Here is a 22,927-nt window from a genome sequence, read left to right as displayed (position 1 = left end):
TACATGAAATCTAGTTCACCATCATAATGAAAAAATCCGAATGGAGTTGATTCTCAGTCAAGAATCTGAATTCACCGTTCGGATCTTTCTTCAGCTAAAATACATTTGTCGCAGCCTTTTTTTCAGATTTGTTCACTGTGAAAAAACAGCCGCGGTCTAAAAGACCGCGGCCATATTTTATAATACGTTAAAATATTTCGCTTCAGGATGTGCAAAAACAAGGGCTGTAACAGAAGCTTCTGGTTCCATCATGAAACCGTCTGTTAACTGAATGCCGATGTCTTCAGGTTTAAGTAATTTAAACAGTTTTGCTTGGTCCTCAAGGTCTGGACATGCAGGATATCCGAATGAAAAACGCTGACCTTGGTATTTGGCTGAAAAACGCTCCGCCATTGTAAAGTCAGGCGAATCGGGGAATCCCCAGCGGTCACGAATTTGCTGATGAACACGTTCTGCTAATCCTTCAGCTAGTTCAAGCGCAAGAGCTTGGAACACGTGACTCTTTAAAAACTCGCCGTTTTCTTTGAATTTCGCGGCGCGTTCGCGAATGCCTGTTCCTGCTGTTACAGAGAAGAAACATACATAGTCCATCTCTTTTTCTTTAGGCTTTGCAAAATCAGATAAGCACAGGAACTGTCCTTTTGCTTGTCGAGGGAAGGTAAAGCGTTCAATTTCTGTTTTTTCATCAGCAGGATCATAAATAATTAAATCATTTCCGTCTGCTTGAGCAGGGAAGAACTGATAAATAACCGCTGGCTTAATTAAGTTTTCTTTTAGTGCCAGTTCGAGCAGGTCATCAACGGTTTCTTTTAATTGAACAGCACGCTCGTCTTTTTCAGCAAGCAGCTTATTCACTTTTCCTTTTAGTCCTAAGTGATGGCCTAAAAGCATCTGCCAGTTAATATACGGAAGAACCTGTGCCAAATCGTAGTGTTTGACAACGTGCCGCTTTAAATCAGCCGGTACAAAAACAGGAGCGTCCGTTGAAATGGCGGATCTTTCTAAAACAGCCGTAGCTGCTTGAGCGGTTTGAGGCTGGCGTTCTCGAACCGTTACTTTCTTTTCTTGCCGCGTTTTTAAATCTGCTAAAAGCTGAATAACTTCTTCTTTGTTCTGCAGCTTATTTGCTAACGCTAATCCGTCCATCGCATCTTTGGCGTAGAGGACCGCACCTTCATATTCCGGGGCAATTTTAAAGTCAGTAAATTTACGGGAAAGGGCAGCGCCTCCTACCATAATTGGAACATCAATGCTTGATTGTGTTAAATCTTGGGCAGTCAAAACCATTTGCTGAGCTGATTTTACTAGAAGACCTGACAGGCCAATGATGTCTGGCTTTTCTTCTTTTACTGCTTCAATCAGCTGCTGCGGCGTTACTTTAATCCCTAAATCAATTACTTTAAAACCATTGTTGCTTAAAATGATGTCTACTAAGTTTTTACCGATATCATGCACGTCGCCTTTAACCGTTGCAAGAATAACTTTGCCTTTTCCAGAATCATTTTCAGTTGCTTCCATATGAGGTTCTAAAAAGGCAACGGATGCTTTCATCACTTCCGCACTTTGAAGCACTTCTGCTACAATCAGCTGGTTGTCATTAAACAAACGTCCAACTTCCGCCATGCCCTTCATAAGCGGTCCGTTAATAATATCTAACGGATCATCATATTGAGCTAAAGCCTGTTCTAAATCAGGAAGCAATCCTTCTTTTGTACCTTCGACAATATACATTGCCAATCGTTCTTCGAGTGTTAACGTAGAAATTTCTACTTTTGCTTCTTTCTTTTTATCACGATAAAAGTCGGTAAACGTGCTTAACGTTTCATCAGTTGTGTTAAATAATAACGCATTAGCAAGCTCAATTTCAGCTTCTGGAATAGAAGCATAGCGTTCTAACTTTTCGGTATTGACAATGGCATAATCGAGTCCAGCCTGCGTACAGTGATAAAGGTAAACGGCATTTAGTACTTCACGTCCGACTGGAGGAAGACCGAATGACACGTTACTTACGCCAAGAATGGTCAGGCAATCAGGCAGGGCTTCTTTAATCATTTTAATTCCCTTAACTGTTTCTTCAGCAGAACCAATATATTGTTCATCACCAGTCCCTACAGGAAACACAAGAGGGTCAAAAATAATATCTTTTGGATTAAAGCCATGTTTTTCAACAAGCAAATCATGTGAGCGTTTAGCAATCTCTACTTTTCGTTCTGCAGTAACGGCCATGCCTGTTTCATCGATTGTACCGACAACCAGAGCTGCACCGAATTTTTTTACTAGCGGTAAGATTGCATCAAAACGCTCTTCACCATCTTCTAAGTTAATGGAGTTAATAATGACCTTACCTTGTGAGTACGTTAAAGCTTTTTCAATAACTTTCTCGTCCGTTGAATCGATTACAAGAGGAACCTTCACTTTTTTTACAACTTCTTGAATAAATTCCTCCATGTCTTCCATTTCTTCACGGTCTGGATCTGCTAAGCAAATATCAATAACGTGAGCACCATTTTTAACTTGAGCACGCGCAATTTCAGATGCTTCTTCAATTTTTCCTTCCGCAATCAGACGCTTGAACTTGCGAGAACCGATTACATTCGTACGTTCTCCCACAAAAAGAGGGCGCATAGAATCGTCATATACAAGTGGTTCAATACCGGTTACAGCATGGTTATGCTCGGAGCGATCGAGCGAACGAGGCGCAACCTCTTTTACCGCTTCAGCCAGTGCTTTAATATGAGCAGGCGTTGTACCACAGCATCCGCCTACAAAGTTCAGCCAGCCTTTATCAGCAAACCCTTTAATTTTTTGAGCAAGCAGCTCAGGGGATTCATGATAATTGCCTTCTTCATCGGGAAGTCCAGCGTTTGGATAACAGCTAACTGCTGAAGTGGCTAGGTCTGAAAGAGAGCGAATATGATCCGTCATAAATTCAGGGCCTGTCGCGCAGTTAAGTCCGACTGAAAGAGGCTTCATGTGTTCCAGTGATAAGTAAAAAGATTCGATATCTTGACCAGCGAGAGTTGTTCCCATAGGCTCAATTGTTCCTGAAATCATAATAGGAACTTCGGTTTTTAGTTTTTCAAACGCCGCTGTAATCCCTAGAAACGCGGCTTTTACGTTCAGCATGTCTTGACAGGTTTCGACTAAAAGTAAGTCAACGCCGCCGTCTAACAAACCCCGAACTTGCTCTTCGTACGATTCTACTAACTCAGGGAATGTAATGCCTCCGGTAACAGAGAGAGTTTTAGTGGTAGGACCGATAGCTCCAGCTACGAACCTAGGCCATTCGGGAGTTGAATATTTATCGCGGGCTGCACAAGCAAGCTTCACAGCTTCGATATTCAATTCATAAGCCAAGTGACCTAAATCGTATTCATCAAGTACGGTAGATGTTGAGCCAAACGTATTGGTTTCAATGATGTCGGCACCTGCTGCAAAGTACTCTTCATGAATGCGCTGAATCACATGAGGCGCTGTTCGAGTCAAATATTCGTTACAGCCTTCATATTCTTCGCCGCCAAAATCTTCAGCGGTTAAATCAGCATCTTGAATCATCGTTCCCATTGCTCCATCGATGACGAGTATTCGCTTCTTTAGTTGTTGTTCGATAAGTGAGCTCATTTATATCTTCCTTTCTGATGTAACAAGTTGCTTGTCATGAATATAGCGTGTTAGAATCTCGGTCATTTCATAGCGCATAAACGGCGTAATTAAGTAAATACCGTCAAATAACTCATATGCTGTATCAATTAAGTTTTTTGCAATCGCAAGACCTTCGACTTCACCGCGAATCCGGTCATTTCCCGTTGCATCCATGCGTTCTAGAATATCTTCTGATAATTTAATTCCAGGTACTTCATGGTGAATAAATCGAGCATTTCTTGCGCTTGTTAACGGCATGATCCCGATGTATACCGGTGTTGTTAAATGTTTGGTTGCTTCATATACCTCTTCAATTTGCTTAGTTGAATAGAGAGGCTGAGTAATGAAATAGTGAGCCCCGCAGTCGATTTTCTTTTCCAAACGCTGAACGGCTCGGTCTAAGTGACGCACGTTTGGATTAAAGGCAGCTGCGATGGAAAAATTGGTTTTTTGACCAAGCGGTTTACCGGAATAAGATAGTCCTTCATTAAACTGAGCGATTAAACTAATCAAGTCAAATGAAGATAAATCGTAGACCGAAGTGGCGCCAGGGAAATCGCCAACTTTTGACGGATCACCGGTAATTGCAAGCACTTGATTCATTCCTAGCGTATGAAGTCCCATTAAATGAGATTGAAGTCCAATTAAATTTCGGTCGCGACAGGTAATATGAATAAGCGGTCGTGCTTTTGTTTCTTGCTGCATCAGTGTTGCCATTGCCAAGTTGCTGATGCGAGGTGAGGCAAGAGAATTATCAGCTAATGTAATAGCATCTACGCCGACTTTATCAAGTGCTTTTGCGCCTTCTAAAAATTTCGTCGGACCAAGCTGTTTAGGCGGATCTAGCTCGACGATAACCGAGCGGCGCTTCTTCACAATTTCATGCATATGAGGTTTATCCTGCTGCTCACGCTCTTGAACCGTAACGGCTGGTCTCATTTTAACGACTTTGCTTGTAATCGGAGGCAGGTCTTTTAAGGCAGATGACATTGCGCGTACGTGAGCTGGTGTTGTACCGCAGCATCCTCCAATTAAGCGAACCCCTTGTTCGCGGAATAAACGCGCGCTTTCTACAAAGTAGTCTTCATTAGTTTCATATTCCAGCTTTCCTTCCACATACGCCGGAAGGCTGGCATTAGGGTAAGCAGATAAGAAAGCACGATCAGGAAGCGGTACTTCTTCAAGAGACTGAATCATATGATAAGGACCTAAGCGGCAGTTTAGCCCGACAACATCTGCTCCCAACGCTTCTAATTCTTTTAATGCATCTGCTAAAGGACGGCCATCTTGCAGCACGCCAATATCATGCAGGGAAACGTGGGTAATAATAGGCTTATCCGTTTCTTTTCTTGCCAGTGTAAGAACGGTCTTTAATTCTTCGAAATCATAGTATGTTTCAAATAAAAGGCCATCCACGCCTTCATTTAAAAGCCAAAACATTTGTTCACGAATGCTTCGCTTAACCTCTTCTAAACTAATAGCGTTTTTTTGGAAAGAACGAATTCCGCCGAGTGTACCAACCACGTAAGCCTGATCTTTTGCAGCTTGTTTCGCTAATTTTACACCAGCAACATTGATGTCTTTGACTGAATCTTCTAATCCATAACGGGCAAGTTTTTGATAATTAGCAGCGTACGTATTTGTTTGAATAACGTTTGCACCAGCTTCTACATAGGCTCTGTGAATACGAGAAACCTCTTCTGGTTTGGTGATGTTTAGTTCTTCAAAACAGCTGTCAATACCGTGTGAGTAAAGGAGGGTACCAGTGGCACCATCCCCAATTAAAATTTTAGACTTTAAATCTTCAAGTAACCCCATGTCAAAACCTCCTTAAATTGTTCCGCTTCTATTTCACGAGTGATTCGTTTTATGCAATATGCCGATAAAATAGAAAAAGTCTTCTTAAGAAGAAGACTTTTTTCGCCTTCTTATCTTCCAAGCAATAAATTGCTTGCTGGATTTAGCACCATGTCTCTAACGACTGGTTGCTGAGGTTTCAAAGGGCCAGTCCCTCCACCTCTCATGATAAGAATCAATTGTATATAATTGAAACATATTTTTTTAAATAGAAAGAATACTTATTTAATAATTTATCTGATTTTTAGAAATTATACAACAGTAAATTGTGAATTTCCAGCAAATATTGAGGGAAATTTAAAAGCTAAAGGGAAAATATCCGTATATTTTGTTTAAAAATGACTGTTATGTTAGGGGTTAAGGAGTTTTTTGTGAGAAATACAAAAAGAAAATGAAAAATAAAAAATAAACGAAAAGGCACAAGCGCTGGGATATGCGTAGATTTACACGTAAAAAGGCTCGTCTTTTTTTAATCGTTTCTACATATAGTGAACTATGAAGGGTAGAAGGGTGATGGGCATGAAAAGGTGGAAACTCACGCTGCAGGTTGCTGCTACGTATGTAGGCACCGTTGTAGGAGCCGGTTTTGCAACAGGCAAGGAAATCGTTCAATTTTTTACACAGTACGGGGAACTTGGAATGGTCGGAATTTTGGTCAGCGGCTTGTTTTTTATTTGGCTAGGTTCAAAAATGATGCTGCTTTCGCACGCAATTGGGGCTTCTTCTTATCAGCAGCTTAATACATATTTATTTGGTGATGTGCTTGGAAAAGCGGTAAACGGTGTAATGATTGTCATTTTATTTGGAGTAACTTCAGTCATGCTAGCGAGTACGGGGGCAATAGGAAAAGAACAGTTTGGACTGTGGCCTCCTGTTGGGATGATTTTTACAATTGTTTTAACTTATATATTTATCGCAAAAGGAATTAACGGTATTTTAATGGTTAATTCTCTTGTTGTGCCGATGATGCTTTCATTTGCTTTTATCATCTTTGTGCCAAATATCAGCTATTTCTCACTGATTCAAACGAAGCCGGATTTAACGCTCGTCACGCAGTGGAAGTGGGCGGTTAGTCCCTTTTTATATATTTCCCTAAATCTAGCTTTGGCTCAGGCCGTTTTGGTTCCATTAGGAAGCTCCGTGAAGGATAGGAGCGTGATTAAAAAAGGGGCCGTAATAGGAGGGTGTGTACTTACGTTTATGCTTGTTTCTACTCATCTTGCCCTTTCCAATTTGCCTTATTCATTTCAACTTGATATTCCGATGAGTGCCGTTGTTAAAAATATCTCAGCGTGGGTGAATGTTTTATTTACGGTAGTTGTGTTAGGCGAGATTTTTACTACATTGATTGGAAATGTATTTGGAATCGCTAAGCAGCTTCAGTCATTTCTTCCCCTGAATGACAAACAAGCTTTTGCGTTTATTATCTTGGCCTGCTTTATTATTGGGCAATTCGGATATGCCCAGCTTCTTGAGTTTTTGTATCCGATATTTGGCTATATTGGACTAGCTTTTGTATGGATGCTATGTATTAAAAAAGAAAAAATAAGCTAAAAGCTGGATTTTAAAGAATAGATGTGAAAAAACGAAGTTAAATGATGTGACAAGTCGATTTTACTTTGCTATAATGTAAAACAAATAAGACTATAGCAGTCGAATATATTATCCTTCGGGGTCGGGTGTAAGTCCCAACCGGCGGTGATAAAGCGTATGCTTTTAAGCCCGTGACCCGTTTTCATACGATGTATGTTAGCGGTGGATCTAGTTAAAATCTAGAGCCGACAGTAAAAGTCTGGATGGGAGAAGGATCAGGAAGCACAGTTGTTTTTTTGTGTTGAATTAATAAGGGACACGTTTGCCTTTTTTAAAGCTACCCTTGTTTTTGTACACAAAATATAACTGTTTATTTCGTATACAATTAGCGGAATTTTGCATAGATAAAACTGATTCAGCTCAGCCGACCCCTTGGACATTTGTTCAAGGGGCTTTTTTATTTTCAGTGGTTGGGGGAAAGATAAATATGAAAAAAAAGCAGCTGCTATTTCAAAACGGTATAAGAAGTTGGAATAGCGCCAAAGCAGGTGAAGAAAATGTTCACAGGTATCATTGAAGAGATTGGAAAAATAAAACGTATTCAAAAGGCCACAGAAGCAATTGTTCTTACGATTGATGCGAAGACCGTGTTAGAAGATGTGAACTTAGGGGACAGTATTTCAGTTAACGGCGTTTGTTTAACCGTAACGGCTTACTCTCAAAATGAATTTACGGTCGATGTCATGCCGGAGACGATTAAAGCAAGTACCCTTCAGCTTCTAACCGTTGGATCACGTGTTAACTTAGAGCGGGCGATGGCTGCAAATGGCCGATTTGGAGGGCATTTCGTTAGCGGACACGTTGATGGAATTGGAACCATTGTAAGCAAAACACGTAAAGGAAATGCCTTTTATTATGAAATTCAAGTCGATCCCGAACTTCGTGAATTTATGATGTTAAAAGGGTCTGTTTCCGTAGACGGAACAAGTCTTACTATTTTTGATGTCAGCAACCAATCATTTACTATTTCTCTTATTCCTCATACGGTGCTTCACACAGTCGTTGGAGACAAACAGCGAGGAGACAAGGTGAATATTGAATGCGATATGTTAGCTAAATATATGCATCAGATGATGACAAATAAGTCAACCCCTGGCGCCTCGAATCGTTTAGGTAACATGAAGGATTTATTGCAGCAGCATGGTTTTACAAATTAACAGTGAGGTGAAAGAGATGTTTCATAAAGTAGAAGAAGCCATTGAAGAGTTAAAAAAGGGAAAAGTGGTTATTGTATGCGATGATGAAGATCGAGAAAACGAAGGAGATTTTATTGCATTAGCCGAAAAAACGACGCCTGAGGTTATTAACTTTATGGCTACTCATGGAAGAGGATTAATTTGTACACCTGTTAATGAAGAAATTGCGCATAAATTGAATCTTCACCCGATGGTAGCGAACAATACGGATGTACATGGAACAGCATTTACAGTAAGTATTGATCATATTTCAAGTACAACAGGTATCAGTGCATACGAACGCTCTGCTACGGTTATGGCTCTTGTAAATGAAGCGACGGTAGCAAGTGATTTTCAACGCCCAGGACATATTTTCCCATTGATTGCAAAAGATGGGGGCGTTCTGCAGCGTGCAGGTCATACAGAGGCTGCTGTTGATTTAGCAGTATTAGCAGGAGGAAAGCCTGCGGGTGTTATTTGTGAAATTATGAATGAAGATGGAACAATGGCACGTGTACCAGATTTAACAAAAATTGCAGAACAATTTGATTTAAAAATGATTACAATAAAAGATTTGATTGCCTACCGCCGCAAACATGACCAGCTTATTAGCCGTGAAGTAGAAGTGAGCTTACCTACGGCATTTGGTGAGTTTAAAGCTGTAGGATATACAAATAAACTTGATAATAAAGAACATGTGGCTCTTATCAAAGGTGATATTGATCATAATAGCCCCGTTCTCGTTCGCGTTCACTCTGAGTGTTTGACTGGAGATGTGTTTGGTTCTGAACGCTGCGACTGCGGTCCTCAGCTTCACGCAGCTCTTACGCAAATTGAAGCAGAAGGACGCGGCATTCTGCTGTATATGCGTCAAGAGGGCAGAGGTATTGGCTTACTAAATAAGCTAAGAGCATATAAGCTGCAGGAAGAAGGATACGATACCGTAGAAGCGAATGAAAAACTCGGGTTTGCGGCGGATCTGCGAGAGTATGGAATCGGTGCTCAAATCTTAAAAGACCTTGGAGTCAAACAAATGAAGCTTTTAACGAATAACCCTCGTAAAATTACTGGGCTAAAAGGCTACGACCTTGAAGTGATCGAGCGAGTGCCTCTTCAAATGCCGGCAGTGGATGCCAATAAAAAATACTTAGATACAAAAGCTAAAAAATTAGGTCATTTATTACATTTATAATTTTACACTTTTTTTCGTTATAACAAATGAAGCTAATTCATGAAAAGAAATGTAAATAACTATATATTAATACTAGCAGGAGGAACAAAAGATGAATCATTTATATGAAGGAAATTTAGTAGGCACAGGATTAAAAATCGGAATCGTGGTAGGGCGTTTTAATGAATTTATTACAGGCCGTTTACTTAGTGGAGCAGAAGATGCGCTCAAACGTCACGGCGTAGCTGATGAAGACGTAGACGTGGCTTGGGTGCCGGGCGCTTATGAAATCCCATTAATCGCCAAAAAATTAGCTGAATCTAAAAAATATGATGCAGTGATTACGCTAGGAACCGTTATTCGAGGAGCTACTCCACACTTTGATTTTGTATGTAATGAAGTAGCAAAAGGCGTTGCATCTCAAAGCTTACAAACAGGCGTGCCAATTATCTTTGGTGTATTAACAACTGAAACAATTGAGCAAGCAATTGAACGTGCAGGAACAAAAGCAGGAAATAAAGGATGGGAAGCTGCAGCATCAGCTATCGAAATGGCTAACCTTTCAAAAATGATTGAAGGATAATAGATACCATTCCAGTTTTTATAAGCTGAAGAGTTAAAAGAGGCTGAAACAAAAGTATGTTAGTTGAAAGAAGATCCGAACGATGAATCGTTCGGATTTTTTTCATTGGCATGGTGAACGTAGGTTTCAGGTATGTAGTGGCTTCTAACTAAAGGGTAAGGCAAAGACTTCTGCGGGAAAAGCGGAAGAAGTGTGACCCCGCAGAAGCGGAAGCGACGAGGAGGCTCAGCGGCCGCCCGCGGAAAGCGAAGTCTTGCACGGAACTCAACTGCAGTGTAGAAAGCGATCCAAACTATCTCATGTATCCCGTTTGTTCGCCTTTAGATTGGATTGATGTAGTTATGTCTCAAGCTCTTTTGAATAGAAGCTAGCTATGTATAATTTGGCTAAAACGTCTTACTCTAAGTAATAATTAGGTCGTAAAAGGGAGACGTCTATGCCTCATTATACTGCTTTTTTTGCATTGATTATTATCAGCACAGCCGTTTTGCTTACAGTATTCATACGTAAAAAAGATAAAAAGCTAGTCGTTTTGCTTTTTTTTATCATTGGAATGGCTTATGTACTAGAGTATGTTGTATTTGTGTTGTTTGAAAGTTACGATTACGATCCTGATTTTATGACCAATGAATATTTTGATAATTTGTTTGGTTCCTTAACTTCTCAAGCGTTTGCTTTTCCAATCATGGCTATGGTGGTAGCTGCTTATCAATTAAAATTCCGCTATATTTTATTCATTTCAGCTATATTTATGGGGATTGAAGAATTATTTTTACACTGGGATATTTATACACATCACTGGTGGAAAACAATTTATACAGGCGTTTTAATGACCATAGGCTTTAGCATTTCAAAGATTTGGTATGTATGGCTAACAGAACGGTATATGACATTTGTGCATTACGCTACATTTTTTCTCGGGATGCTCGCCATTACTTCTACTATTATGTTTATGCTGTTAGCATATTTTCATAATAATTGGTTTTATACGGGATGGTTTGCGTCGGCTACTCATGATTCCGTAAATGCCACGATGATTTACGTTTGTATTGTTACGATTCTCCTCGTTTGGAGTGTAGCCAAAGAATTTTTTGTTGGAGCTGGAATGATTATAGCGGGGCTGCGTATAGTAGATATTTTGCTGATTCACTATGGGGTTTTGCTGGTATCTATTACCACTTCACTTGTTCTTTTTACGCTTTTACAAGCGGGTGCATTCATTCTGAGCGTTATGCTTCAAAACTTTATTATGAAAAATTGTTATGGGACGAGCAAAAAAGACGTTGCGTTTCCAGCGAAGAACTACTAAGATAATACGTAACTCAAATAGTTTAGTTCAATAATATTTGAAACAAAGAAAAATGAATTGACGGTTATGCGTATTATTTGTAAGATAGGAAAGCAAATAATAGAAAGCCGAAACAGGGGAGTGAAGGATTCGTGAAAGAGTCCTTTTTTGTAGAAAAGGTACTTAATAATAATGTATTAATTGCTAAACACCTTACCTATGATGAAGTTGTGCTAATTGGGAAAGGAATAGGGTTCAATAAGAAAAAAGGCGATGAAATCGATGCAAAAGCCGTGGAGAAAATGTTTTTGTTAAAGAGTGAAGAAGAGCAAGAACAGTACAAGCAGCTTTTAGCTCAGGTAGATGAAGACGTGATTGAAATGATGAATGATATTGTAACGCACATTCAAAAGCGTGTTAACATTCCTTTGAATGAGCATATACACATTTCATTGACGGATCATATCGCGTTTGCGATAAAACGTTTTCAGCAGGGAATGGGGCTTAAAAATCCATTTTTACTTGAAACAAAAGCTTTATATCCAGAGGAATATACGATCGCATCTGAAGTGGTAGAAATTATTAGTCGCAAAATAGGCGTGCAGCTTCCAGTAGGAGAGATTGGTTTTATTGCGCTTCATATCCACAGTGCGCTGACTGAAAAAAACCTGCTGGAAGTGAATCAAGACTCGCAGCTTATTCAAACGATTATTAATGTGATTGAAGAATCGCTTCATCTGCAGGTAGACAAAGAATCTGTGCACTATATGAGATTGATTCGTCATTTGCATTTTGCTATTGATCGAGTAAAAACAGGAGAAAAAATAGAAGAGCCAAAAAAAATTGCTTTGCTATTGAAAGAAGAATATCCCCTGTGTTACAATGTGTCTTGGAAAGTGATAAAAGTAATGCAGCAAGCGTTACATTTACCTGTATATGAAGCAGAAGCAGTTTACTTAACGATGCATCTGCAGCGACTTATAACAAAAACGGATTTATAAAATCATTTCAATACGTGTTACTGATACGATCAGGCATGAGTGAGAAATGAAGCGATGTGTAATTGGATGAGTGTATCCATTTATCGTTTCTTTTTCCTCATGCCTTTTTTTGTTATAAGAAAGCGCAATCATTTAAAGCTTAGGCTTCAGGACACCAGGAGATGTAATGAGTTTTCTAGTTAAAGAAAGCGTTTTATGAAAGCGCGTTAATGATTCACGTATCAAATAAATAGCTTGTTGCACACTAAATATATAAAAGGAGGTAAGCGCCATGTTTAAAAAACTTTTTGGAGTATTACAAAAAGTCGGAAAAGCGCTTATGTTGCCGGTTGCGATTTTACCGGCAGCAGGGATTTTACTTGGAGTAGGGACAGCGCTTCAAAACCCTACATTGTTGGATGCAGTACCGGCACTTGGTGCAGACTGGGTTCAATTGGTTTCAAATGTTTTGTCGCAAGCGGGTCAAATTGTATTTGACAACTTATCGCTATTGTTTGCCGTTGGTGTTGCCGTTGGTTTAGCTGGTGGTGACGGTGTAGCAGGTATTGCTGCAATTGTAGGCTACTTAATTATGAACAAAACGATGAGCACAATCTTAGTTGCTACAGGACAACTAGATCCTGACAAAATGGGTGCCAATCCAGCTTATACTAGCATCTTAGGAATTCCTACGTTAGCTACAGGTGTATTCGGGGGTATCATAGTAGGTATTTTAGCTTCATCCATGTATAATCGTTATTTCAATATTGAATTACCATCTTATTTAGGGTTCTTTGCAGGAAAACGATTTGTACCAATCATTACTGGGGTATTTTCAATTGTTTTAGGTGTTATTATGATTTTCATTTGGCCGCCAATTCAAAGCGGATTAAATGCTTTTTCTACTAACATGATTGATGCAAACCCAACTTTATCAGCTTTTGTATTTGGATTGATTGAACGTTCATTAATTCCATTTGGACTTCATCACATATTCTACTCTCCATTCTGGTTTGAGTTTGGTGATTACGTTAATAAAGCAGGTCAACATATTCACGGTGACCAAAAGATTTTCTTTGCTCAATTAGCAGATGGCGTGCCTTTAACAGCAGGAACATTCCAAGTTGGTAAATTCCCGTTCATGATGTTCGGATTGCCAGCAGCAGCTCTTGCGATTTATCACGAAGCTCGTCCTGAAAACAAAAAATATGTAGCTGGTATCATGGGTTCAGCTGCTTTAACATCTTTCTTAACGGGTATTACAGAGCCGCTTGAGTTCTCGTTCTTATTCGTAGCACCAGTACTATTTGCAATTCACGCAGTATTTGCTGGTTTATCATTTATGGTTATGCAATTATTAAATGTTAAAATCGGTATGACGTTCTCAGGTGGGGTTATCGATTACGTTCTATTTGGAGTTATGCAAAACCGTACAGCATGGTGGCTAGTTATTCCAGTAGGTTTAGTTCTAGCAGTTATTTACTACTTCGGTTTCCGCTTTGCAATCCGTAAATTTAACTTAAAAACACCGGGTCGTGAAGATAAAGAAGAAGGAGAAGAAGATGTAAAAGTAGAAGCAGCAGAGCTTCCAACAAATGTTTTAGCTGCACTTGGCGGTAAAGAAAACATTACACATTTAGATGCTTGTATTACGCGTTTGCGTGTATCAGTAGATGATGTAGGTAATGTTGATAAAAACCGCTTGAAAAAACTTGGAGCAGCTGGTGTTCTTGAAGTTGGTAACAATATTCAAGCTATTTTCGGTCCGAAATCTGACACGTTAAAAGGTCAAATTCAAGACATTATGAATGGCAAAACACCGGTTGTCACAAAAGAAGAGACAAAAACAATTGAAAAACCTGTTGCAACATCTGAAGTAGGAAGCGATAATGGTAATGATATTGTTTCACCGATTGAGGGAGAATTGGTACCTTTATCGGAAGTACCAGATCAGGTATTTTCACAAAAATTAATGGGTGACGGTTTTGCGATTATTCCGAAAACAGGCACAGTAGTTGCACCAGTGGACGGAAAAATAGTAAACTTATTCCCGACGAAACATGCTTTAGGTATTGAATCAACGACTGGACGTGAAATTTTAATTCACGTTGGTATTGATACAGTTAATTTAAAAGGCGAAGGTTTTGAAGCTTTAGTTGCCCAAGGCGATGAAGTGAAAAAAGGACAGCCTCTATTGAAAATTGATTTAGACTTTGTAAAAGAAAATGCGCCATCGACGATTACGCCGATCATTTTCACGAATTTACAAGCTGATGAAAAAATTGATATCTTAAAGCAGGGCCAAGTTTCTCAACAAGAAGCAAATATTATTAACATTTCAAAGTAAAAAGGAGATTGATTTAACATGGCACAAAAAACATTTACAGTAACAGCAGACTCAGGAATTCACGCACGTCCAGCAACAACTTTAGTACAAGCAGCAAGCAAATTTGATTCTGATATCAACTTAGAATTCAACGGTAAAACTGTAAACTTAAAATCAATCATGGGCGTTATGTCTTTAGGTATTCAAAAAGGCGCTACAATCACTATCTCTGCAGAAGGTTCTGACGAAGCAGATGCACTTGCTGCTCTTGAAGATACAATGAGCAAAGAAGGATTAGGCGAATAATGACAAAGGAAATTCAAGGCATTGCCGCTTCTAGCGGCATTGCTATTGCTAAAGCATTTCGTCTAGAAAATCCAGAATTAACCGTTGAAAAAAAATCAGTAACTGAAGTTGAAGCAGAAGTAGCACGTCTAGAAGCTGCGCTAGAAAAGTCAAAATCAGAACTTGAAATTATTAGAGAGCACGCTCGTAAAGAACTTGGAGATGACAAAGCAGAAATCTTTGAAGCTCACTTATTAGTTCTAAGCGATCCTGAACTTATTAATCCAATTAAAGATAAAATTACAAATGAAAATGTAAACGCTGAACATGCACTTGATGAAGTAGCGGCAATGTTTATTAATATGTTTGAGTCAATGGACAATGAATATATGAAAGAACGTGCTGCTGATATCCGTGACGTAACAAAACGTGTATTAGCTCATCTTTTAGGTGTAAACGTTTCAAATCCAAGCTTAATCTCAGAAGAAGTTGTCATTATCGCAGAAGATTTAACGCCGTCTGATACAGCACAGTTAAATCGTAAGTTCGTAAAAGGATTTACAACAGATATTGGCGGACGTACTTCTCACTCAGCAATTATGGCGCGTTCAATGGAGATCCCAGCTGTTGTAGGTACAAAAACAGTTATGGAAGACATTCAAAACGGTGTATTAGTAATTGTTGATGGTTTAGATGGCGAAGTTATCGTTGATCCAAGCGAAGAAACAGTAAAAGCTTACGAGAAAAAAGCCGCTGAGTATGCAGAACAAAAAGCTGAGTGGGCTAAGCTTGTGAATGAAAAAACGGTTTCAGCTGATGATCATCACGTTGAACTTGCAGCTAACATTGGTACACCAGAAGATGTAAAAGGCGTATTAGAAAACGGCGGCGAAGGCGTTGGCCTTTATCGTACAGAATTCTTATATATGGGCCGCGAAGATCTTCCGACGGAAGAAGAGCAGTTTACTTCTTATAAAACAGTTCTTGAACGTATGGAAGGCAAACCAGTGGTTGTTCGTACTCTTGACATTGGTGGAGACAAAGAGCTTCCTTATTTAAATCTACCAAAAGAAATGAACCCATTCTTAGGATTCCGTGCCATTCGCTTATGTCTAGAGATGCAAGACATGTTCCGTACACAGCTTCGTGCGCTTCTACGTGCAAGCGTATACGGTAATCTGAAAATTATGTTTCCTATGATTGCTACTGTTGATGAGTTCCGTCAAGCAAAAGCTATTCTTTTAGAAGAAAAAGCTAAACTTCAACAAGAAGGCGTACAAGTTTCGGAAGACATCGAAGTAGGGATGATGGTAGAGATTCCTTCCTCAGCGGTAATCGCAGATTTATTTGCTAAAGAAGTAGATTTCTTCTCTATCGGAACAAACGATTTAATTCAATACACGCTTGCTGCTGACCGCATGAATGAGCGCGTGTCTTATTTATACCAACCGTATAACCCAGCGATTCTTCGCTTGGTGAATATGGTAATCAAAGCGGCTCACAAAGAAGGTAAGTGGGTAGGCATGTGCGGAGAGATGGCAGGAGATGAGATTGCAATTCCAATTCTTTTAGGTTTAGGCTTAGATGAATTCTCAATGAGTGCAACATCTATTCTGAAAGCTCGTTCTCAAATCCGTCAATTATCAAAAGCTGATATCGAACCTCATTTAGATACAATTCTATCAATGTCTTCTACGGAAGAAGTTATTGAGTTCGTAAAATCAACTTTTCATATTGGATAATAAAAAGGTGTGATCATATATGATCACACCTTTTTTATCTTTTAAGCGAAAATAGTAGGCAGAAGCATATTCGCAAACAGCATTGTAAGAAGTGCTGCTACGATCATGCCAAGGCTAGAAAAAGTACCTTCAATTTTTCCAAATTCAAAAGCTCTTGCTGTACCTGTCCCATGAGAAGCTACTCCTAAAAGAAGACCTCTTGCTAGAGAAGAGTGCAGTGCGAGGAGCTTAATCAGTTTTGGAGCGACCATACATCCTACTACACCGGTTATAATCACAAACATAATGGTGATATTTGGATCTCCTCCTAGCTTCTGAGATACATTAACAGCAATAGGAATCGTAACCGATCTTGGAATCAAGCTATGAACCAGCGTTGATTGTAAATGAAACACTAATGCTAACAGCATGGAAGATATCATGGCAGCAAATGTGCCGAGCCCTACGCTTAAGCTGATTTCAACACGATGTTTTTTGAGTAAATCAAAATACTTAAACATAGGAACAGCAAAAGCAACCGTTGCTGGTCCAAGCATAAAGCTAATAGCACTGGCACCTTGCTTATAATGATCATAAGAGCCATTCGTTACTAATAAGATACCAATTAAAAGAATGGGGGCTAGTAAAATAGGGGAAACTAGCATAGACTTATATTTTTTATAGAGCACTTTTGTGCCGACATAAACGAGCAGTGTAAGCGGAAGAGCAATCCATGTGAGTAACGTCATTTTAGCGAACCTTCCTTTCTTCTTGAAATATGTTCTGCAATGATTCCCGTTATAGACATCACAATAATCGTACTGATTGTGATAATAATCACAATCTGGATTCCAAAATGCATCAATACATCTCCATAATTGATGAGTCCAACGACGGCTGGTATGAAAAATAGTAATAGTTCTCCCACTAACAGTGTTCCACCTTGTTCAACCCAGCTTAATTTAATTACTTTAAAGTACAGTAAGAAAAACAGTAAGAAAAATCCGATGATACTACCTGGCACTGGGAGGTCAAACCACTGTGAAATACTTTCTCCTATTAAAAACAGAGCCGTTAGTAATAAAATCTGTAAAATCACCATAATCAGTTTCATGATTAGCCTCCTTTATTTATGTTTTTATTCATTCATTCCTAGTTTGTTGAGACAATAATGGAGTCGTCTATGCTGAAAAGACGACTCCATCATGGGAAAAGAGAAACTATTTGGATTTTGCAAATGGGGATACAACTTAAGTAAATGAATGCTACACACTTATCTTACAAAAAAACGACTATAATATGAAATATATAATAACTATGATAACTATTCTTTTTAGTTATAGTTGGAAGAAATCTCTTTACAAATGCGTTGGTAACCTTTTCAAAAAAAGAGTTTGTGAAATATAAGGTCTAATTATTTAATAAAAGGCAATTAAAAAAAAGAGATGGAGACATGCTTAAATCAATTCAATCTAAAGACGAACCAATGGGAAAAATGATTTAGTATGAATGAATTATTACACCGTTGTTGATTTCCGTGCAAGGCTTCGTTTTCCGCGGGCGGCCCCTGAGCCTCCTCGTCGCTTCCGCTTTTCCCGCAGGAGTCTTCGCCATGCTCTCCAATCAACAGCTAAAAGCCGCTACATATATGGAACCTACGTTCACCACCATAAAAAAATCCGAACGAGTTTGATTTTCTATTAAGAATCAAACTCATTTGGATTTTTAATTAAACTACTTTTGTCTCAGCTTTGTTAAACTGTACTTTTAATATAATCAATAAAAGCCTGTGTAGCATAAGAGATATAGCGATCTTTTTTAACGATTAAAGCAATTTCCCATGGAATAGCATTCTCGAGATTAATTACTTTCACATGCTCCAAATCAAGCTTTTCACATAATGAATAAGGGAAAAGAGCAATGCCGAGATTAGCAGCTACCAACTCTCCAATGAAGTCCCACTGAGAGCTTTTAAAAGCAATATTAGGTGTAAATCCATTTTTTAAACATTCGTTATAGACCATTTCATGCATGGTGAAGTCTTCATGAAAGGAAATAAGCGTTTCGTCTTTTAACTCTTTTAATGAAATCGTAGAATGCTGAGCTAACGGATGAGATTTATGAACAACAAGCTGCAGTGTTTCTCGGGCTAAAGGAGTCGTAAAAAACATGTTTTCATCAACTGGAAGTAAAACTACGCCCACATCCACTTCTCCTTGTTCCACAAATTTTTGCATTCTTTTAGCGCCATATTCCACTAATTGAATATGAATCTCAGGGTATTGCTCTCGAAATGCTTTAATAATAGTAGGAAAAAACAATGTACCAATAATAGGGGGAATGCCTATTTTGATGGTTCCTCTTTTTAAATGCATTAAATCATAGAGGGAATCCGATAAATCTCGGAGAGAAGATAAAATGCTTTCTGCTTGCTCGTACACAATTATTCCTGCATCGGTAAGCTGAACTTGTTTGCCAGCGCGATCAAACAAAGGTGTGCCGAGCTCTTCTTCTAATGATTTAACCATTTTACTGAGAGAAGGTTGCGAAATATGCAGCGCTTCAGAAGCTCTTGTGAAATTTTTATGTTTAGCCACTTCTGTTAAGTAATGCAAATGGCGAACATCCATTTTGTATACCTCCGTGTTCATACATGCTAATTAATAAGATACACACATTCTACCACATTCACAATCAGCTCTATACCTTTCTTTCCTATCAAATAAAATGATCAGTAGAAGAGGAGTGAATACGAAAGAAATTGCCAACAATATATATTTACACATTGTTTATTTTAGAAGTATAATATATAAATCAGTAGAACGGTTACATATCGATCACAGAATCAATCAATAAGGTGGTTAGAACGGTTGAGTAAAGCAGATGAAATAAGAGATATCGTTTATATTAATGGCCATGTAAATAAAAAATGCTTTATTACATATGGAATTGAATTTAAAGAGTTTTATCATTCCCTTCCTACGCCGCTTGCAAATATATTATTGTTAAAGCACGGTTTTGAAGACAGTGATTACCATTACCAAACCCATATGGACTACGTAGAAGAAGAACAAATTCATCTTTTAGCAGAAGATGATGTTTATAATTATGGTGATTTTTGTTGGATTGATTTTGAGGATGTATCTTCGTTGGATTTGTTAGAACCTCAAGATATTGCAGCGCTGCTGTATTTAGGTCATTTAAAAAAACCGCTCAACTCGCCATTTAATAATAAACTCGGTAATCAATTTGTTTATTTAGCTCATGATGATGGATTTTACAACAAAATCTATTTTCGAGACGTGTATGATATGAAGCATATTTTAAGCCGAATCATTCCGTTGAAAATGTCAGAAATTAAGCAAAAAAGATTTGTATTTAGAAGGAAAAAGTTAGAATATCCAATATTGCCTCTAGTGTTAGCAAATACGCTTCTTACTTTAACGAATGACGGTTTGTTTATTGATTTTGAACACATGGTGCAATCCCGTAGAGATATTAAAATTCCTTTGTATACAATCGGTGACTTTGACGACATGAATGAAATGTATAATGATCGGTTTGAGCACAAAGAGATGAGTAAATTGCAGGCGCATCTTGTTCTCACTCATAAAGAGCTAGAGTGGAGCATTGAAGAAGTTCAATAATCTAAAAAGAGGTTGAGACATAACTAAATGAATCCAACCTAAAGACGAACACATGAGATACATGAGCTGGACTGCTTATTACACCGCAGTGGATTTCCATGCAAGGCGTCGCTTTCCGCGGGCGGCCGCTGAGCCTCGTCGCTTCCGCCCCTATAGGGTCTCACTTCCCGCAGGAGTCTTCACCTTGCTCTCTAATCAACTGCTAGAAGGAACGAAACAGATAAAACTATATTCACAATTACAAAAAAACGAGCCGTTAATCAAACCTGTTGATTAACGGTTCGTTTTTCACTTGGGCTAAAATACCTTTGCTCCAGCCTCTTTTTGAATAGCCGTATAAAATGGATTTTTCCATTCCATTAGTACGGCGTAGTTGTGTGAATCTTCATCTTCAATATAGTTTGCTGCGAGACCAATAGGCGTTCTGCCACAGCGCATTAAAAAGGTCATAACCGGGTCGTAGAGAGTTCCGGCTGATACAAGGTTCATGTATTCAACGGGCGTGTACAAGGAAGACACTGATGCGTATCCAGGGATGCGGCACCCGCCGAGCAGCCTTTCTAACTTGTAATGAATCACCACTTCATATAAAGACTGCAAAAGCAGCTTCCCAAGCCCCATCGATCGATGCGAAGGAATGACGCATACGTCCACTACATAAAGCGTATTACCAGAAGGGTCGTGCGTATGAATATATCCGCTTCCTGTTACTTCATCCCATGTGTGAGCCTCATTTCCTTCCACTGAAACAATCGCGCTTGTGATAGATCCGCATATTGTCCCGTCTATCTCCACGCATAGCGCTCCATCCGGAAATAGGGAAACATGGTTATTTAACTGAGCTTTGCTCCATAATAATTCAGAAGGGAAAGGAGGGGGGAAACTTTCTTCTTGAATCCGAATCAGCTCATCGAAGTCATTTGATGTATATGATCGTACCGTACATGTTACAGGCTTATTTTGATGAAAGACAAAGCATTGCTTTTTATACACTGCTTTTTTGCCTCCTTTAAGAAATAATTTTCAGATAATTAAGTATACCATATGGAAAAAAGAAATTATTTCATATTTATTGAAGAATTTGACGAGAACGTGATAAAGTTAAAAAGATTCAAACTATTAGACGAGGTGAAAGAAATGGATGTTGAATTAAAAGGAAAAACAGCGCTTGTATTTGCGGCCAGCCAAGGGCTCGGTAAAGCGATTGCTGCCAGGCTCGCAGAAGAAGGCGCAAACGTTATGATTGCAAGTCGTTCAGAAGAGAAACTAATCCAAGTAGCGGAAGAGATTTCATATCTTGGAAGCGGACAAGTGTTACATAAAACGGCAGATGTCACGAAAACTCAAGACATTCAAGATGTTATTCAATATACAGTAGATACGTTTGGAACCATTGATATTTTAATTAATAATACAGGAGGTCCTAAAGCTGGGAACTTCCTTTCGTTAACAGATGATGATTGGAAGCATGCATTTGAGTTAAATCTCCTCAGCTATATTCGTATTATTCGTGAGGTAGTGCCCGTTATGAAAAAGAGCGGAGGACGTATCGTCAATATTGCTTCTTCTTCCATTAAAGAGCCAATTGCTGGACTTATTCTGTCAAATACCTTCCGTACAGGAATCGTGGGACTTACCAAAACACTTGCTTCAGAACTAGCAGAGGACGGTATCTTAATTAACACGGTTGCGCCAGGAAGAATTGCAACAGACCGAGTGAAAGAGCTAGATACCATTCGTGCTGAAAAACTGGGAGTAGACGTTTCAGAAATTGAAGAAGAGATGAGAAACCAAATTCCTCTTAAACGCTACGGTCAGCCTGAAGAGTTTGCTAAAGCCGTTGCTTTCTTTGTTTCGGGAGCGAATTCATATATGACAGGCCAGTCGTTTCTAATCGACGGAGGCATGGTGAAATCCATTTAGTTACATAGAAAAACCCTGCAGTTGCAGGGTTTTTTGTTAAATCCAAGTTGTAACTTGATCTAATGGTAAACGATCGCTAGCGTGAGCTTCTTTAGCCGCTTTTCCCACTGAGATAAGCATAACCGGAATGTATCGATCCTCAATTTTGAATTCTTCTACAAATTTTTGAGCGTTAAATCCGCCCATTGAGCAAGTGTCTAATCCTTTTGCTTTTGCTGCAAGCATGAATGTCATAGATGCAAGAGAAGCATTCGTAAACGCTGCATCCCGGGCAAAAGCACCGTTTTTATAAGCGCCGTTAATTTGTCCTGACAAAATATTTTTTACGTCTTCTGTCATGTGACCTGCTTCGACTAGTGGATTGTACACCTCATCTACATTTTTATTGGCTTCTAAATCACCTAAGACAGCTACTACAGCGCCTGCTTCTGTAATTTGTTTTTGGTTGTAAGCAATTGGAAGTAGACGTTCTTTCGCATCTTGGTCTGTAATAACAACGAAATGCCAGTGCTGTAAGTTCCAAGCTGATGGTGACTTCACTGTTGCCTCTAAAAGTTCCGTTAATTCTTCTTTGCTTAATTTAGCTGAAGAGTCATATTCTCGAATCGATGTACGTTCATTTACCACATCAAAAAAATCTTTTGTCATAATAAAAACCTCCGTTAAAAGTATGTATTTCTTTAGTGAATCGATGCACATTTTATAATGATACACTATTGAAGTCAATTTATATGCT

Annotated in this window: 18 protein-coding genes and 2 riboswitches; of the genes, 11 read left to right on the top strand and 7 right to left on the bottom strand. The window is 38.9% G+C overall.

Annotated features, from left to right (window positions below):
* Positions 1-177 precede the first annotated feature (177 nt).
* Together metH and AC4NPH_RS08585 are read right to left on the bottom strand one after the other, a co-directional pair.
* Complete coding sequence (gene metH, locus AC4NPH_RS08590) at positions 178-3,621, bottom strand: methionine synthase (protein WP_057274553.1); 3,444 nt, start codon at positions 3,619-3,621, stop codon at positions 178-180.
* Complete coding sequence (locus tag AC4NPH_RS08585; protein ID WP_013082256.1) at positions 3,622-5,460, bottom strand: bifunctional homocysteine S-methyltransferase/methylenetetrahydrofolate reductase; 1,839 nt, start codon at positions 5,458-5,460, stop codon at positions 3,622-3,624.
* 107 nt (positions 5,461-5,567) lie between these two features.
* Positions 5,568-5,674, bottom strand: a riboswitch (SAM riboswitch).
* Between the two features lie 344 nt (positions 5,675-6,018).
* Between AC4NPH_RS08585 and AC4NPH_RS08580 the strand changes: the two genes are divergently transcribed.
* From AC4NPH_RS08580 to ptsP, 9 genes are all read left to right on the top strand, one after another.
* The gene (locus AC4NPH_RS08580; protein WP_013056003.1) at positions 6,019-7,053 is read left to right on the top strand and encodes a YkvI family membrane protein; all 1,035 of its coding nucleotides are present in this window, start codon (positions 6,019-6,021) and stop codon (positions 7,051-7,053) included.
* 107 nt (positions 7,054-7,160) lie between these two features.
* Positions 7,161-7,311, top strand: a riboswitch (FMN riboswitch).
* A gap of 278 nt (positions 7,312-7,589) precedes the next feature.
* Entirely contained in the window at positions 7,590-8,249 is a 660-nt protein-coding gene (gene ribE, locus AC4NPH_RS08575) for a riboflavin synthase (RefSeq protein ID WP_098900756.1), read from the top strand.
* Between the two features lie 16 nt (positions 8,250-8,265).
* Positions 8,266-9,459, top strand: a complete 1,194-nt coding sequence (locus AC4NPH_RS08570; RefSeq protein ID WP_013056006.1) for a bifunctional 3,4-dihydroxy-2-butanone-4-phosphate synthase/GTP cyclohydrolase II — start codon at positions 8,266-8,268, stop codon at positions 9,457-9,459.
* Positions 9,460-9,550: 91 nt separating this feature from the next.
* Complete coding sequence (gene ribH / locus AC4NPH_RS08565) at positions 9,551-10,021, top strand: 6,7-dimethyl-8-ribityllumazine synthase (protein WP_013056007.1); 471 nt, start codon at positions 9,551-9,553, stop codon at positions 10,019-10,021.
* A gap of 436 nt (positions 10,022-10,457) precedes the next feature.
* The gene (locus AC4NPH_RS08560; protein WP_013056008.1) at positions 10,458-11,330 is read left to right on the top strand and encodes a hypothetical protein; all 873 of its coding nucleotides are present in this window, start codon (positions 10,458-10,460) and stop codon (positions 11,328-11,330) included.
* Positions 11,331-11,461: 131 nt separating this feature from the next.
* Positions 11,462-12,310 (top strand): glucose PTS transporter transcription antiterminator GlcT, encoded by an 849-nt coding sequence (glcT, locus tag AC4NPH_RS08555; RefSeq protein WP_013056009.1) that lies wholly within the window; start codon positions 11,462-11,464, stop codon positions 12,308-12,310.
* A 271-nt stretch (positions 12,311-12,581) separates the two neighbouring features.
* A complete protein-coding gene (ptsG, locus tag AC4NPH_RS08550) occupies positions 12,582-14,636 on the top strand; it encodes a glucose-specific PTS transporter subunit IIBC (RefSeq protein ID WP_013056010.1) in 2,055 nt (684 codons plus the stop codon).
* An 18-nt stretch (positions 14,637-14,654) separates the two neighbouring features.
* Complete coding sequence (locus tag AC4NPH_RS08545) at positions 14,655-14,921, top strand: phosphocarrier protein HPr (RefSeq protein ID WP_013056011.1); 267 nt, start codon at positions 14,655-14,657, stop codon at positions 14,919-14,921.
* Positions 14,921-16,642, top strand: coding sequence for a phosphoenolpyruvate--protein phosphotransferase (gene ptsP / locus AC4NPH_RS08540; RefSeq protein WP_013082261.1), 1,722 nt, complete (start codon positions 14,921-14,923; stop codon positions 16,640-16,642). Before AC4NPH_RS08545 ends, ptsP begins: the two co-directional genes overlap by 1 nt.
* Positions 16,643-16,683: 41 nt before the next feature.
* Here the strand turns inward: ptsP and AC4NPH_RS08535 are convergent, their stop codons facing one another.
* From AC4NPH_RS08535 to AC4NPH_RS08525, 3 genes are all read right to left on the bottom strand, one after another.
* Entirely contained in the window at positions 16,684-17,370 is a 687-nt protein-coding gene (locus AC4NPH_RS08535; protein ID WP_063670959.1) for an LrgB family protein, read from the bottom strand.
* A complete protein-coding gene (locus tag AC4NPH_RS08530; RefSeq protein ID WP_013082263.1) occupies positions 17,367-17,735 on the bottom strand; it encodes a CidA/LrgA family holin-like protein in 369 nt (122 codons plus the stop codon). The genes AC4NPH_RS08535 and AC4NPH_RS08530 overlap by 4 nt, the downstream gene beginning before the upstream one ends.
* 640 nt (positions 17,736-18,375) lie before the next feature.
* On the bottom strand, positions 18,376-19,251 hold the full coding sequence (locus AC4NPH_RS08525; RefSeq protein WP_013056015.1) for a LysR family transcriptional regulator: 876 nt from the start codon (positions 19,249-19,251) through the stop codon (positions 18,376-18,378).
* 240 nt (positions 19,252-19,491) lie between these two features.
* Here AC4NPH_RS08525 and AC4NPH_RS08520 point away from each other — a divergent pair, with 240 nt between their 5' ends.
* On the top strand, positions 19,492-20,268 hold the full coding sequence (locus AC4NPH_RS08520) for a hypothetical protein (RefSeq protein ID WP_013056016.1): 777 nt from the start codon (positions 19,492-19,494) through the stop codon (positions 20,266-20,268).
* Between the two features lie 297 nt (positions 20,269-20,565).
* On the opposite strand, the gene AC4NPH_RS08515 is transcribed toward AC4NPH_RS08520, so the two are convergent.
* The gene (locus tag AC4NPH_RS08515) at positions 20,566-21,261 is read right to left on the bottom strand and encodes a GNAT family N-acetyltransferase (RefSeq protein WP_063670961.1); all 696 of its coding nucleotides are present in this window, start codon (positions 21,259-21,261) and stop codon (positions 20,566-20,568) included.
* Positions 21,262-21,405: 144 nt separating this feature from the next.
* On the opposite strand from AC4NPH_RS08515, the gene AC4NPH_RS08510 reads away from it, so the two are divergent.
* Positions 21,406-22,191: an SDR family oxidoreductase gene (locus AC4NPH_RS08510; protein WP_029325103.1), complete on the top strand. Its 786-nt coding sequence runs from the start codon at positions 21,406-21,408 to the stop codon at positions 22,189-22,191.
* Positions 22,192-22,227: 36 nt separating this feature from the next.
* Here AC4NPH_RS08510 and AC4NPH_RS08505 read toward each other — a convergent pair whose 3' ends face one another.
* A complete protein-coding gene (locus AC4NPH_RS08505) occupies positions 22,228-22,839 on the bottom strand; it encodes a nitroreductase family protein (protein ID WP_013056019.1) in 612 nt (203 codons plus the stop codon).
* Positions 22,840-22,927 lie beyond the last annotated feature (88 nt).

The sequence above is a fragment of the Priestia sp. MDV22-iso46 genome (genome assembly GCF_058629175.1).
Note: the sequence above shows the minus strand (reverse complement) of the source record. Positions and strands in the feature narration are given on the sequence as shown.